We start from the raw sequence: 15,913 nt of genomic DNA on the forward strand, positions 1-15,913 counted from the left end.
AGGTCCACGCAGCTCACCGCTCGTCGCAGCTCGGGCGGGGCCACCGGCCGTCCCCCGGTGGCCCACCGCCCAGTCCCCACTCAGCACGTCATCCGTCGGAGGCAGACCGTGATCCCGTTGTCGTTCGCGCAGCAGCGGCTGTGGTTCATCGAGCAGCTGGAGGGTCCGAGCGCGCTCTACAACACCCCGTTCGCCGTCCGGCTGACCGGTGGGCTCGACGCCGCCGTCCTCACCCTCGCGCTGCGTGACGTGCTCGCCCGGCACGAGGTGCTGCGCACCACCTTCCCCGCCGTCGACGGCCGCCCGCAGCAGTCGATCGCCGAGCCGCGGAGCCCCGCCGTCGCCGCCGTCGAGGTGGCCGCCGTCCCGGTCGCCGACGAGACCGAGCTGACCGCCCGGCTGGCCGCGGCGGCCAAGCACGTCTTCGACCTCGCGACCGAACTGCCCATCCGCTGCACGCTGTTCTCGCTCTCCGCCGATGAGCACGTGCTGCTGGTGCTGATGCACCACATCGCCAGCGACGGCTGGTCCGTCCCCCCGCTCTTCCGTGACCTGGACACCGCCTACCGGGCCCGCCGGGCCGGCAGCGCGCCGCAGTGGGAGCCGCTGCCCGTCCAGTACGCCGACTACACCCTCTGGCAGCGCGAACTCCTCGGCGAGGAGGACGACCCGGAGAGCGTGCTCGCCACCCAACTCGCCCACTGGCAGCGCACCCTGGCCGAGGCCCCGGAGGAACTGGCCCTCCCCTACGACCGGCCGCGCCCGAGCTCGCCCACCCGGCTCGGCGGCGCCGCCAAGCTCGCCCTGGACGCCGAACTGTACGCGGACCTGGCCGAGTTGGCGGCCGCGGAACGGGCCAGCCTGTTCATGGTCCTGCAAGCCGCCGTCGCCACCCTCTACACCCGGCTCGGCGCCGGCACCGACCTCCCGCTGGGCACCGCGGTGGCCGGGCGCACCGACGAGGGCCTGGACGACCTGGTCGGCTTCTTCGTCAACACCCTCGTCCTGCGCACCGACACCTCCGGCGACCCCAGCTTCCGCGAGCTGCTGGCGCGCGTCCGCCGCCTCGACCTGGACGCCTTCGACCACCAGGACATCCCCTTCGAGCGCCTGGTCGAGCAGCTCAACCCGGCCCGCGTCCCGGCCCGACACCCGCTGTTCCAGACCATGCTGACGCTGGACAGCGACGAGGACCTCCCCGCCGACTTCGCCGGGCTCGACTGCCGGGAGCACGTCCTCGACCAGCACCTCGCCAAGTTCGACCTGTCCTTCGCCTTCGTCGAGCAGCACGACGCACAGGGCGTCGCCAACGGCCTGACCGGCGCGGTCGAGTACGCGGCGGACCTCTTCGACCACACCACCGCCGCCACCCTCGGCGAGCGCCTCACCCGGGTCCTGCGGGCGGCCGCCGCCGACCCCGAGGCACCGATCGGCAGCATCGAGATCCTCGACCCGGCCGAGCGCGAGCAGCTGCTGACCGGCTGGCACGGGCCGGTGGCCGAGCTGCCCTCGGGTACCGTCCCCGAGCTGTTCGAGGCCCAGGCCGCCGCGACGCCCGGGGCGATCGCCCTGGTCGCGGGCTCCACCGAGCTGACGTACGCCGAACTCAACGCCCGGGCCAACGGCCTGGCCCTGCGCCTGGTCGAGGCGGGCGTCGTCGCCGAGACCCCCGTCGCCCTGCTGCTGGAACGCTCGCCCGCCCTGGCCATCGCCCTGCTCGCGGTGCTCAAGGCCGGCGGCAGCTACGTCCCGCTGGACGACGCCCAGCCGCACGAGCGCCTGGCGGCCGTGCTCGCCGACGCGGGCGCCCGGATCGCCGTCACCGACCGCGACCACCCGGCGCTGGCCGGGCTGACCACGCTCACGGTCGGCGAGCAGACCGCGGAGAACCTCGAACTCGGCGTTACCAGCGAGCAGTTGGCCTACGTGATGCACACCTCCGGCTCCACCGGAAAGCCCAAGGGCATCGGCGTCACCCACCGCTCGATCGTCGACCTCGCCCTCGGCGGGGCCTTCACCGGGGAGCACCTCGCCCGGGTCGCGGTGCACTCCCCCACCGCCTTCGACGCCTCCACCTACGAGTTCTGGGCGCCGCTGCTCTCCGGCGGCCGTCTCGTCATCGCCCCGCCCGGGCGGCTCGGGATCGCCGAACTCGGCGACCTGCTCGGCCGGCAGCAGGTCTCCGGGGCCTTCATCACCGTCGGCCTGTTCAACGTGCTGGCCACCGAGTCGCCGCGCCTCTTCGCCGGGCTGCGCGAGGTCTGGACCGGCGGGGACATCGCCTCGCCGACGGCCATGCGGCGCGTCCTGGAGACCTGCCCCGGCCTGCGGGTGGTCAACGTCTACGGCCCGACCGAGACCACCACGTTCGCCACCCGCCGCGCGATGACCTCCCCCGAGGAGGTGCCGGCCGCCGTGGTGCCGATCGGCCGCCCGCTGCCCAACACCAGGGCGTACGTCCTCGACGAGGCCCTGCGGCCCGTCCCGGTCGGCGTCCCCGGCGAGCTCTACCTCGCCGGGCCCGGCCTGGCCCGCGGCTACGTCGGCCGCCCGGCCCTCACCGCCGAGCGCTTCGTCGCCGACCCGTACGGCGCCCCCGGCACCCGGATGTACCGCACCGGCGACCTCGCCCGCTGGACCAGCACAGGCGAACTGGAGTTCGCCGGTCGAACGGACGACCAGGTCAAGGTCCGCGGCTTCCGGATCGAACTCGCCGAGGTGGAGGCGGCGTTCGCCGCCCACCCGGCCGTCCGGCAGGCCTTCGCGACGGTCCGCCAGGACCAGCCCGGCGACAAGCGCCTGGTCGCCTACGTCACCGGCGACGCCCCGCTCGACGAGCTGCGCGCCTTCGTCGCCGACCGGCTGCCCGGCTACATGGTCCCCGCCGCCGTCGTGCCGCTGGCCGCCCTGCCGGTCAACTCCAACGGCAAGGTCGACCGGCGCGCCCTGCCCGCCCCCGACTACGCCGCCGCCACCCCCGGCCGGGCGGCCCGCAACGCCACCGAGCAGACCCTGTGCGCGCTCTTCGCCGAGGTGCTCGGAACCGCCGAACCGAGCATCGACGACAACTTCTTCGACCTCGGCGGGCACTCCCTGCTCGCCACCAGGCTCGCCGGCCGCATCCGCACCGCCCTCGGCACCGAGCTCCCGCTGCGCACCCTCTTCGACCACCCCACCATCGCCGCCCTGGCCCAGCACCTCGGCGAGTCCGCCACCCCGGTGCGGGCCGGGCTGACGGCGCGCACCCGCCCGGAGCTGGTGCCGCTCTCCTACGCCCAGCAACGCCTGTGGTTCATCGACCAGTTCCAGGGCCCGAGCGCCCTCTACAACACCCCCTTCGCCCTCCGGCTCACCGGCCCGGTCGACACCGGGGCGCTGACCGCCGCCCTGCACGACCTGCTGGCCCGGCACGAGGTGCTGCGCACCCTCTTCCCCGTCGCCGACGGGCAGCCCCACCAGCTGGTCGCCGACTCCGTCGAGCCCGCCCTGACCGTCACCGCCGTCGCCGACGAGACCGAGCTGGCCGGGCTGCTGGACCGGGCGAACTCGCACGCCTTCGACCTCGCCACCGAACTTCCGCTCCGGGCAACGCTGTTCTCGCTCCCCGGCGAACGGCACGTGCTGCTGCTCCTGCTGCACCACATCGCCAGCGACGGCTGGTCCGTCGCCCCGCTCTTCCGCGACCTGGGCGAGGCCTACCGGGCCCGCTGCCAGGGAGGCGCGCCGCAGTGGGAGCCGCTGCCCGTCCAGTACGCCGACTACACCCTCTGGCAGCGCGAACTCCTCGGCGACGAGGAGGACAAGGACAGCCTGCTCGGGCAGCAACTCGCCTTCTGGCAGGAGTCCCTGGCCGACCTGCCGGAGGAACTGGCCCTCCCCTACGACCGGCCGCGCCCGGCCGCACCGAGCCACCAGGGCGAACTGGCCGAGTTCACCGTCGGAGCCGAACTACACCAGCGGCTGGTCGAGTTGGCCACCGCCAACCGGGCCAGCCTGTTCATGGTCCTGCAGGCCGCCGTCGCCACCCTCTACACCCGCCTCGGCGCCGGCACCGACCTCCCGCTCGGCACCCCCGTCGCCGGACGCACCGACGAAGCGCTCAACGACCTGGTCGGCTTCTTCGTCAACACCCTGCTGCTGCGCACCGACACCTCCGGCAACCCCGGCTTCCGTGAACTCCTCGACCGGGTCCGGCAGTCCGACCTCAGCGCCTTCGAGCACCAGGACGTGCCCTTCGAGCGCCTGGTCGAACAGCTCAACCCCACCCGCACCCCGGCCCGCCACCCGCTCTTCCAGACGCTCATCGCCCTGGAGAACCAGGCGAAGGCGCCGCAGTCCTTCGGCGATCTCCCCTGCGGTGAGCTGGAGTTCGACCTCAACGTGGCCAAGTTCGACCTCTCCTTCGGCTTCGCCGAGCTGAGCGGACCGAACACAAAGGACGGAGCGAACGGACCGAGCGGCCCGAACGGCCCCGGCGGCCTCTCCGGCGCGATCGAGTACGCGGCCGACCTCTTCGACCACGCCACCGTCGCCACCCTCGCCGAGCGCCTGCTGCGCGTCCTCCACGCCGTCGTCACCGACCCCGACGCGCCGATCGGCACCATCGAGATCCTCGACCCGGCCGAGCGCGAGCAGCTGCTGACCGGCTGGCACGGGCCGGTGGCCGAACTGCCCTCGGGCACGGTCCCCGAGCTGTTCGAGGCCCAGGCCGCCGCGACGCCCGAGGCGATCGCCCTGGTCGCGGGCTCCACCGAGCTGACGTACGCCGAACTCAACGCCCGCGCCAACGGCCTGGCCCTGCACCTGGTCGAGGCGGGCGTCGGCACCGAGACCCCCGTCGCCCTGCTGCTGGAACGCTCCCCCGCCCTGGTCATCGCCCTGCTCGCGGTGCTCAAGGCCGGCGGCAGCTACGTCCCGCTGGACGACGCCCAGCCGCACGAGCGCCTCACGGCCGTGCTCGCCGACGCGGGCGCCCGGATCGCCGTCACCGACCGCGACCACGCCGCCCTGACCGGACTGACCACCCTCACGGTCGGCGAGCAGACCGCTACCAACCTCCACCTCACGATCACCGGCGAGCAGTTGGCCTACGTGATGCACACCTCCGGCTCCACCGGCACCCCCAAGGGCATCGGCGTCACCCACCGCTCGATCGTCGACCTCGCCCTCGGCGGCACCTTCGCGGGCGGCGCCCACGACCGCGTGCTGGTCCACTCGCCCACCGCCTTCGACGCCTCCACCTACGAACTCTGGGCCCCACTCCTCTCCGGCGCCCGTCTCGTCCTCGCCCCCGCCGGACGCCTCGGCGTCACCGAACTCACCGACACCATCGAACGCGGCGGCGTCACCGCCGCCTGGCTCACCGCCGGACTGTTCAACGTCATGGCCACCGAGTCGCCGCGCCTCTTCGCCGGGCTGCGCGAGGTCTGGACCGGTGGCGACGTGGTCGCCCCCGCCGCCGTCCGCCGCGTCATGACCGCCTGCCCCGGCCTGACCGTGGTCGACGGCTACGGCCCCACCGAGACCACCACCTTCGCCACCCACCACCGCATGGCCACCCCGGCCGAGGTCCCCGCCACTGTCCCGATCGGCCGCCCGCTGCCCAACACCCGGGCCTACGTGCTGGACGACGGTCTGCGCCCCGTCCCGGTCGGCGTCCCCGGCGAGCTGTACGTCGCCGGAGCCGGCCTGGCCCGCGGCTACGTCGGCCGCCCGGGCCTGACCGCCGAGCGCTTCGTCGCCGACCCGTACGGCGCCCCCGGCACCCGGATGTACCGCACCGGCGACCTCGCCCGCCGCACCGCCGAGGGTGTGCTGGAGTTCCTCGGCCGCGCGGACGACCAGGTGAAGATCCGCGGCTTCCGGATCGAACTCGGCGAGGTCGAGGCCGCGTTCGCCGCCCACCCCGCCGTCGGACAGACCCTCGCCCTGGTCCGCGAGGACCAGCCCGGCGACAAGCGCCTGGTCGTCTACGTCACCGGCGAGGCCACCCCCGGCGAGCTGCGCGCCTTCGCAGGCGAGCGCCTCCCCGGCTACATGGTCCCGACCGCCGTCCTCGTCCTCGACGCGTTCCCCGTCACCCCCAACGGCAAGGTCGACCGCCGCGCCCTGCCCGCCCCCGACCACACCGGCACCCCCGAAGGACGCGCCCCCCGCACCGGCACCGAACACACCCTCTGCACCCTCTTCGCCGAAACCCTCGGCCTGCCCGCCCTCAGCATCGACGACGACTTCTTCGACCTCGGCGGCCACTCCCTCCTCGCCACCAGACTGGTCAGCCGGATCCGCACCGCCCTGGACGTCGAACTCCCCATCCGCACCCTCTTCGACCACCCCACCGTCGCCGCCCTGGCCGCCACCCTGCCCGCCGTCGACGCCCCGGCCCGCCCGGCGCTGCGCCCGCAGGCCAGGCCCGAACTGGTGCCGCTCTCCCCCGCCCAGCAACGCCTGTGGTTCATCGACCAGTTCGAGGGCCCGAGCGCCCTCTACAACACCCCGTTCGTCGCCCACCTCAGCGGCGCCATCGACACCGAGGCCCTGGCCGGGGCCCTGGCCGACGTGGTCGCCCGGCACGAGGTGCTGCGCACCACCTTCCCGGCCACCGACGGCCGACCGCACCAGCTGATCGCCGCGAACGCCGAACCCGCCCTGCGCACCCGCACGGTGGCCGACGAGACGGAGCTGCGCGCCGCCGTGGCCGAGGCCACCGGCGAGGTGTTCCGCCTCGCCGAGGACCTGCCGATCCGGGTCTCGCTGTTCTCGCTGAACGCCGAACGGCACGCCCTGGTCGTCCTGCTGCACCACATCGCCAGCGACGGCTGGTCCGTCGGCCCGCTGCTGCGCGACCTGGACACCGCCTACCGGGCCCGCCACGCAGGCGCGGAACCCGACTGGCGGCCGCTGCCCGTCCAGTACGCCGACTACACCCTCTGGCAGCGCGGCCTGCTCGGCACCGAGGACGACCCGACCAGCGCCCAGCACACCCAACTCGCCCACTGGAAGCAGGCCCTGGCCGAGCTGCCGGAGGAACTGGCGCTCCCGTACGACCGGCCGCGACCGGCCGCTCCGAGCCACCGCGCCGGGACGGTGGAGTACCGGCTGGACGCCGAACTGCACCGGCGGCTCGCCGAGTTGGCCACGGCCAACCGGGCCAGCCTGTTCATGGTCCTGCAGGCCGCCGTCGCCACCCTCTACACCCGCCTCGGCGCCGGCACCGACCTCCCACTCGGCACCCCGGTCGCCGGACGCACCGACGAAGCCCTCGACGACCTGGTCGGCTTCTTCGTCAACACCCTCGTCCTGCGCACCGACACCACCGGCGACCCCGGCTTCCGCGAACTCCTCGACCGCGTCCGCCGCACCGACCTGGACGCCTTCGACCACCAGGACATCCCCTTCGAGCGCCTGGTCGAGCAGCTCAACCCCACCCGCACCCCGGCCCGCCACCCGCTCTTCCAGACCGTCCTCACCGTGAGCAGCGACCCGGTCCCCGTACTCACCCTGGGCGGGGTGAGCGGGGCGCTGGAGGGCGCGGGCGAGTCCCAGGCGCACTTCGACCTGAACTTCAACTTCACCGAGCAGCACGCCGAGGACGGCACCCCGCTCGGCGTGGCCGCGGCCGTGGAGTACGCGGCGGACCTCTTCGACCACGCCACCGTCGTGACCCTCGCCGAACGGCTGCTGCGCATCCTGGACGCCGCCGCCACCGACCCGGACGCGCCGATCGGCACCATCGAGATCCTCGACCCGGCCGAGCGCGAGCAGCTGCTCACCGGCTGGAACGACACCGCCGTCCCGATCGCCGACAGCACCCTGTCCGAGCTGTTCGAGGCCAGGGCGGCCGCCACCCCCGACGCGGTGGCCGTGGTGTCCGACACCGAGCGGCTGAGCTACGCCGAACTCGACGCCCGGGCGGGCGCCCTGGCCTCCGTGCTGCTGGCCCGCGGGCTGGCGGTGGAGGAGCCGGTCGCGATCCTGATGGACCGCTCGGCCGAGCTGGTGACGGCGATCCTGGCGGTCACCAAGGCGGGCGGCACGTACGTCCCGCTGGACGCCCGCTACCCGCTGGACCGGATGCGGCACATCCTCGCCGACACCCGGGCGCAGCTCGTCCTGGTCGACCCGGCGCACCGCGCGCACCCGGTCCTCAACAGCGGCACCGGAGTCACCGCCCTCGACATCACCGCCCTCGACGCCACCGACACGTCCGCCGCCGCCCGGACCGCCCCCGCCGGCCGCCGCTCCCACCCCGGTCAGCTGCTCTACGTGATGTACACCTCGGGCTCGACCGGCCTCCCCAAGGGCGTCGCGGTGACCCACCGCAACGTCGTCGACCTGCTCACCAACCCGCACTTCCACCAGGGCCACCACGAGAGCGTGCTGCTGCACTCGCCCACCGCCTTCGACGCCTCCACCACCGAGGTGTGGGCGCCGCTGGTGACCGGTGGGCGGATCGTGCTGGCCGCCCCCGGGCAGCTCGACCTGCCCGCGCTGGCCGCGACCATCACCCGGCACGCCGTCACCCTGGTGCAGGCGCCCTCCGGTCTGCTGCGGCTGATGGCCGAGGAGACCCCGGAGGCCTTCCGCGGGGTGCGCCAGGTGTGGACCGGCGGTGACGTGGTGCCGCCGGAGTCCGTCCGGCAGCTGTTCCGGGCGTGCCCGGAGACGGACGTGGTCGCGGTGTACGCGCCGACGGAGACCACGGCCATCAAGACCACCTTCACTATGACGCCCGGCGGGGACGTCCCGGCCGTGGTGCCGATCGGCCGCCCGCTGGCCAACACCCGGGCGTACGTGCTGGACGACGCCCTGCGGCCGGTCCCCGCCGGGGTGCCCGGTGAGCTGTACCTCGCGGGCAACGGCCTGGCCCGGGGCTACGTCGGCCGCCCGGGGCTGACCTCGGAGCGCTTCGTGGCCTGCCCGTTCGGCGGCAAGGGCGAGAGGATGTACCGCACCGGCGACATCGTCCGGTGGAGCGCGGACGGCCTGCTGGAGTTCCTCGGCCGCGCCGACGACCAGGTGAAGATCCGCGGCTTCCGGATCGAGCCGGCCGAGGTGGAGGCGGCGCTGGCCGCCCACCCGGCGGTCGGGCACGCGGTGGCGACGGTCCGCGAGGACCGGCCCGGGGACAAGCGCCTGGTCGCCTACGTCACCGGCGACGCCACCCCCGGCGAACTGCGGGCCTTCCTGGCCGACCGGGTGCCCGGCTACATGGTCCCGGCCGCGATCGTCACCCTGGACGCGCTGCCGGTCACCGCCAACGGCAAGGTGGACCGCAGCGCCCTGCCCGCCCCCGACCACACCGGCACCCCCGAGGGCCGCGCCCCCCGCACCACCACCGAACGGGCCCTCTGCGCCCTCTTCGCCGAGACCCTCGGCCTGTCCGCCCTCAGCATCGACGACGACTTCTTCGACCTCGGCGGCCACTCCCTGCTCGCCACCAAGCTGATCAGCCGGATCCGCACCGCCCTGGACGTCGAACTGCCCATCCGCGCCCTCTTCGACCACCCCACCGTCGCCGCCCTGGCCGGGCACCTGGGCGAGGGCACCGGCCCGGTCCGCGCCCGGCTGCTGCCCCGGCCGCGCCCGGAGCTGGTCCCGCTCTCCCACGCCCAGCAACGCCTGTGGTTCATCGACCAGTTCGAGGGCCCGAGCGCGCTCTACAACACCCCGCTGGTGCTCCGGATCGGCGGCACCCTCGACGCCAGGGCGCTGGCCGCGGCGCTGACCGACGTGGTCGCCCGGCACGAGGTGCTGCGCACCACCTTCCCGGGCGCCGACGGCCGGCCGCACCAGCTGATCGCCCCGAGCGCCGAACCCGCCCTGCACACCCGCACGGTGGCCGACGAGGCGGAGCTGCGGGCGGAGCTGGCCGCCGCGAGCCGGGAGGCCTTCGACCTGGCCGCCGAACTCCCGCTGCGGGCCACGCTGTTCTCCCTGCCGCAGGGTGAGCAGGTGCTGCTGGTGCTGATGCACCACATCGTCAGCGACGGCTGGTCCGTCGGCCCGCTGCTGCGCGACCTGGACACCGCCTACCGGGCCCGCCACGCAGGCGTGGAACCCGGCTGGCGGCCGCTGCCCGTCCAGTACGCCGACTACGCCCTCTGGCAACGCGAGCTGCTCGGCGCGGAGGACGACCCGGACGGCGCCCAGCACCTCCAACTCGCCTACTGGCAAAAGGCGCTGGCCGGGCTCCCGGAGGAACTGGCGCTCCCCTACGACCGCAAGCGGCCGCTGTCACCCACCCGCCGCGGGGACACCGTCGAGTTCCGGCTCCCGGCCGAACTCCACTCCGCCGTCGTCGAGTTGGCCCGGGAGAGCCGCACCAGCGTGTTCATGGTGGTGCAGGCCGCGCTGGCCGCCACCCTGGGCCGGCTGGGCGCGGGCACCGACATCCCGCTCGGCACCCCGGTCGCGGGCCGCACCGACGAGGCCCTGGACGAGCTGATCGGCTTCTTCGTCAACACCCTCGTCCTGCGCACCGACCTCTCCGGCGATCCGAGCTTCCACGAGCTGCTGGAGCGGGTGCGGCGGGCCAACCTGGAGGCCTTCGAGCACCAGGACGTGCCCTTCGAGCGGCTGGTCGAGGCGCTCAACCCGGCCCGCTCGACGGCCCGGCACCCGCTGTTCCAGGTGATGCTGACCTTCGCCGCCGGGCCCGAGGCCGAGGCCGCCCTCGACTTCGCCGGCCTGCCCGCCCGGGTGGAGCCCTCGGCGGCCGAACTCGCCAAGTTCGACCTGGCCTTCGGATTCAGCGAGCAGCTGGCCGCCGACGGTCCCGCTGGTCCCAGCGGCCCGGGAGGTGCCCCCACCCCGGCCGGGATCGGCGTGGTGGTCGAGTTCGCCGAGGAGCTGTTCGACCCGGCCACGGTGACGGCGATCGGCGAGCGCTTCGTGCGGCTGCTGACCGCCGTGGTGGCCGACCCGGCCCGCCCGGTCGACGCGGCGGAGATCCTCGCCCCCGCCGAGCGCACCCTGATCCTGGACCACTGGAGCGCACCCGCCGATCGGCCGGGCGCCGCACCCGCCGATCGGCCGGGCGCCGCACCCGCCGGTCGGCCGGACGCCGCCGAACTCCGCACCGTCCCGGAGCTGTTCGCGGCCCAGGCGGCCCGGACCCCGCAGGCCGTGGCGGTGGTCGACAGGGAGGAGCGGATCGACTACGCCGAACTGGACGCCCGGGCGAACCGGCTGGCCCGGCTCCTCGCCGACCGCGGCGTCGGCCCCGAGCGCCTGGTGGCGCTGGCGCTGCCCCGTTCGGTGGAACTGGTGGTCGCCGTGCTCGCGGTGCTCAAGGCCGGCGGCGCCTACGTGCCGATCGACCCGGACTACCCGGCCGACCGGATCGCCTACACCCTGGCCGACTCCGCCCCCGCACTGCTGCTCACCACCACCGCGGCCGCCGAGCGACTGCCCGACCCGCAGCTGCCGTTGCTGCTGCTCGACACCCCGGGGACGGCCGCCGAACTCGCCCGGACACCCGCCGGGCCGCCCACCCCCACGCTCGGCCCGGACCACCCGGCGTACGTCATCTACACCTCGGGCTCGACCGGCCGGCCGAAGGGCGTGGTGATCCCGCACCGCAACGTCGCCCGGCTGTTCGCCGCCACCGACCACTGGTTCGCCCCGGGCCCGGAGGACGTCTGGACGCTGTTCCACTCCTACGCCTTCGACTTCTCGGTCTGGGAGCTGTGGGGCGCGCTGCTGCACGGCGGCCGCCTGGTCGTGGTGCCCTTCGACACCAGCCGTTCGCCCCGGGAGTTCCTGGAGCTGCTGGTGCGCGAGCGGGTCACCTTCCTCAACCAGACCCCGTCCGCCTTCTACCAGTTGATGCAGGTCGACCAGGAGGAGCCCGAGCTGGGCGCGCGACTCGCCCTGCGCCGGGTGGTGTTCGGCGGCGAGGCGCTCGACCTGGCCCGGCTGGAGCCCTGGTACCGGCGGCACGCCGAGGACGCGCCGCTGCTGGTCAACATGTACGGCATCACCGAGACCACGGTGCACGTCTCCTACCGTCCGCTGGACGCCGCCACGGCCGCCGGGCAGTCCCGGTCGCTGATCGGCGCGGGCATCCCGGACCTGCGGCTGTACCTGCTGGACTCCCGGCTGCGCCCGGTGCCCGCCGGGGTGCCCGGCGAGCTGTACGTCGCCGGGGCCGGCCTGGCCCGCGGCTACCTGGGCCGCCCGGCGCTGACCGCCGAGCGCTTCGTCGCCGACCCGTACGGCGCCCCCGGCACCCGGATGTACCGCACCGGCGACCTCGCCCGCTGGACGGCCTCCGGCGAACTGGACTACCTGGGCCGGATCGACGCCCAGGTGAAGATCCGCGGCTTCCGGATCGAGCTGGGCGAGATCGGCTCGGTGCTCAGCCGCCGCCCCGAGGTGGCCTCCGCCGCCGTGGTGGTGCGCGAGGACGCCCCGGGCGAGAAGCGCCTGGTCGGCTACCTGGTGCCGGCCCCGGACGCCGGTCCGCCGGACCTGGACGCGCTGCGCACCCACCTGGCCGCCGAGCTGCCGGACTACATGCTGCCCGCCGCCCTGGTGCCGCTGGAGCGCCTGCCGCTGACGCCCAACGGCAAGCTCGACGAGCGGGCGCTGCCCGCCCCCGAGCCGGGCCGGGCGGGCGGCGGCCGGGCGCCGCGCACCCCGCTGGAGGAGGTGCTCTGCGGGCTGTTCGCCGACGTGCTCGGCCTGGAGCGGGTCGGCATCGACGACAACTTCTTCGAGCTGGGCGGCCATTCGCTGCTGGCCGGGCGCCTGGTCGCCGGGCTGCGCGAGCTGACCGGCAGCGCCGAACTCGGCGTCCGGGCGCTGTTCCGGGCACCGACCGTCGCCGGGCTGGCCGAACTGCTGGCCGCCGCCCGGGACGGCGCCCCCGCCGAGGAGGACTTCCCGGTGCTGCTGCCGATCCGCACCCGGGGCTCGCGCCCGCCGCTGTTCTGCGTGCACCCGGCGGCCGGGATCAGCTGGGTGTACACCGGCCTGTTGCGCCACCTGGACGCCGAGCAGCCGATCTACGGCCTCCAGGCCCCCGGCCTGGCCGACCTCTCCCGCCACCCGGCGAGCCTGGCCGAGATGGCCCACCGCTACCTGGCCGAACTGCGCGCGGTCCGCCCCGAGGGCCCGTACGCCCTGCTGGGCTGGTCCTTCGGCGGCCCGGTCGCCCACGCCGTGGCGGCCCTGCTGCGGGAGCAGGGCGAGCGGGTCGAACTGCTCGCCGTGCTGGACGGCTACCCGGAGCTGGACGAGTACGCCCGGTTCACCGGCGGCTCCCACGACCGCGATCCGGCGCTGCTCGCCGCGATCCTGGAGTCCCTCGGCCAGCAGGCCGGCGAGATCACCGACTGGCCCGCCGACGAGGCGGGCTACGCCGAGCTGGTCCGGCACGGCGCGGGCCCGCTGGCCGGGCTGAGCGGCGCCGGGGTGGCCCGGGTGGTCGAGGTCTTCCTGGCCGACCTGGCGCTGGCCGGCGACGCCCCGCTGCCCGGCTACGACGGCGACGCACTGGTCTTCGTCGCCGCGAAGGACCGCCCGGCCGACGCCCCCGACCCCGAGAGCTGGCGGCCCCACGTGGGCGGCCGGCTGGAGGTCCACGAAGTGCCCAGCACCCACGGCACGATGACCGGCCCGGAGGCCCTCGCGGTCATCGGCCCGGTGCTCGCCGACCGCCTGCGCGCCCCCGCGCAGGACCCCACGACCCGCCCCTGAGGCTCCCCCCGCACACCGCGACACCCTCCGCACCACCACGCCAAGCGGCCGCGACCCGGCCACCACGAGGAATGGACACACCGATGCAGACTGCCGTTATCCCCGACACCTGGCGCGGCGTCACCCCGGCGCCGATCTCGTCGACCGACGCCTACAACGGCTTCATCGCCGCCAACGTGATCTTCGCGCTGGACCGGATCGGCGTGCTGGAGCAGATCGGCCGCGGCGAGGCGCTCTCCGCCGCCGCAGTGGCTGCCCAGGGCGGCGACACCGCCCGCACCGAGGCCGTGCTGCGCGCCGCCGCCGACTACGGCTACCTCAAGGCCGACGGCGCCGGCTACCTGCCCACCGAGGCGGGCATCGAGATCGCCGCCGCCCGCGGCTACTTCACCTGGGCGGTCGGCGGCTACCACGACGTGTTCGGCCGCGCCGGGCACCTGAGCACCGGCTCGCACCACTACAACGCGGACGTCTTCCGCGACGAGGCGATGGTCGCCCTCGGCTCCGCCCAGTGCGACCAGTCGATGTTCGCCGCGCAGCTCACCGACGTGCTCTCCGGCATCGACTTCCGCACCATCGCCGACCTGGGCAGCGGCACCTCCGCCCGGGTCCGCCGGGTGGTCTCCCAGCGCGAGGGCAGCCGCGGCCTGGGCATCGACATCAGCCGCCCCGCCACCGACATCGCCCGCGCCGACATCGCCGCCGCCGGGATGCAGGACCGGGTCACCGCCGTCCGGGCCGACGTGCTGGGCCTGCTCGGCACCCAGATCGACAACGACGCCGAGGCCGCCGAGGTGGCCGAGGTCGACACCGTGATGAGCTTCTTCCTGCTGCACGACCTGCTCGCCGACCCGAGCACCCGCTCCTCGATCTTCACACGGATGCGCGAGGCCTTCCCCAAGGCCCGCACCTTCGTGCTCGGCGACACCATGCTGCGCGGCCCGGGCGAGTCCCAGAGCGCGATGCCGGTCTTCTCGGTCGGCTTCGAGCTGGCCCACGCGATGATGGGCGTGCCGCTGCACACCAAGGAGACCTACGAGCAGCTGTTCACCGACGCCGGGCTGCGGATCGACCGGGTCGAGGCGCTGGCCACCCCGCACAGCTGGCTCTACGTCCTCCAGGCCGACTGATGGCCGCCGCATCCGGGGTCAGACACCTGCTGGCCCAGAACGAGCACCCGTACCCGCCGCTGCCGTCCGTGCTGACCGCCCTGGCGGGGGCGGTCGGCGACCTCAACCGCTACCCGGACTTCCGCCCGGAGCGCTTCGCCGGGATCATCGCCGACTGGCAGGGCGTCCCGGCCGCGCAGGTCGTGGTCGGCCACGGCTCGGCCGGCGTCGCGCTGGACCTCTTCCACTCCGTCGTCCGCCCCGGCGACAACGTGGTCCACTCGGACCCCTGCTTCGACGCCTACCCGCTGTTCTGCGAGATCGCCGGCGCCGAGGCCCGGTCCGTCCCGCTCGGCGCGGACGCCCGGCACGACCTGGCCGCGATGGCCGGCCGGGTGGACGAGCGCACCCGGATCATCGTGCTGTGCAACCCGCACAACCCGACCGGCACGGTCTACTCCTGGGCGGAGCTGACCGACTTCTTCCGCCGGGTGCCGGCCACCGCGCTGATCCTGCTGGACGAGGCCTACGTCGACTTCGCCGGGGGCTGGGCCGCCCCGGCGGTGCCGGACCGGATCGCCGAGTGGCCCAACCTGGTGGTGCTGCGCACCCTCTCCAAGTCGCACGGCCTGGCCGCGCTGCGGATCGGCTACGCGGTCGCCGAGGAGTCGGTCGCGCGACGGGTGCGCGGCGTCCAGGTGCCGTACGCGGTGAACCGGCTCCAGGAGGCGGGCCTGCTGGCCGCCGTCGCCGCCCAGGACGAGGTGGACCGGCGGATCGCCGAGATCGCCGCCGAGCGCGACCGGCTGCGGGCCGAACTGCTCGCCCTGGGCCGGTCGGTGCCGCCGAGCCTGACCAACTTCCTCTGGGTGACGGCGCCTTCGCCCGAGGAGCAGCTCCCGGTCAAGGCGGAGCTGGAGCGGCTCGGGGTGGCCGTCCGTTTCTACCCGGGCCAGGGCATCCGGATCGCCGTCGGCGAGAAGGACGCCAACGACGCCGTGCTCGAGGGCTTCACCCGCGCCCACCGGGCCGCCGCCGCACCGCCCAACCAGCCCCGCTAGCCCCGCCCCAGACCGGCACCATCCATCGCCAACGCAGCA

Annotated in this window: 3 protein-coding genes; all 3 read left to right on the forward strand. The window is 74.7% G+C overall.

The annotated features are described in order from the left end of the window. Positions 1-108 precede the first annotated feature (108 nt). The 3 genes from AB0F71_RS17085 (at position 109) to AB0F71_RS17095 (ending at position 15,874) form a co-directional block, all read left to right on the forward strand. Entirely contained in the window at positions 109-13,704 is a 13,596-nt protein-coding gene (locus tag AB0F71_RS17085) for an amino acid adenylation domain-containing protein (protein WP_360234236.1), read from the forward strand. An 83-nt stretch (positions 13,705-13,787) separates the two neighbouring features. Next, the gene (locus AB0F71_RS17090) at positions 13,788-14,834 is read left to right on the forward strand and encodes an SAM-dependent methyltransferase (RefSeq protein ID WP_360234239.1); all 1,047 of its coding nucleotides are present in this window, start codon (positions 13,788-13,790) and stop codon (positions 14,832-14,834) included. Beyond that, a complete protein-coding gene (locus tag AB0F71_RS17095; protein WP_360234242.1) occupies positions 14,834-15,874 on the forward strand; it encodes an aminotransferase class I/II-fold pyridoxal phosphate-dependent enzyme in 1,041 nt (346 codons plus the stop codon). Before AB0F71_RS17090 ends, AB0F71_RS17095 begins: the two co-directional genes overlap by 1 nt. Positions 15,875-15,913: the final 39 nt, after the last annotated feature.

Source organism: Kitasatospora sp. NPDC028055, from assembly GCF_040637885.1.
GTDB lineage: Bacteria > Actinomycetota > Actinomycetes > Streptomycetales > Streptomycetaceae > Kitasatospora.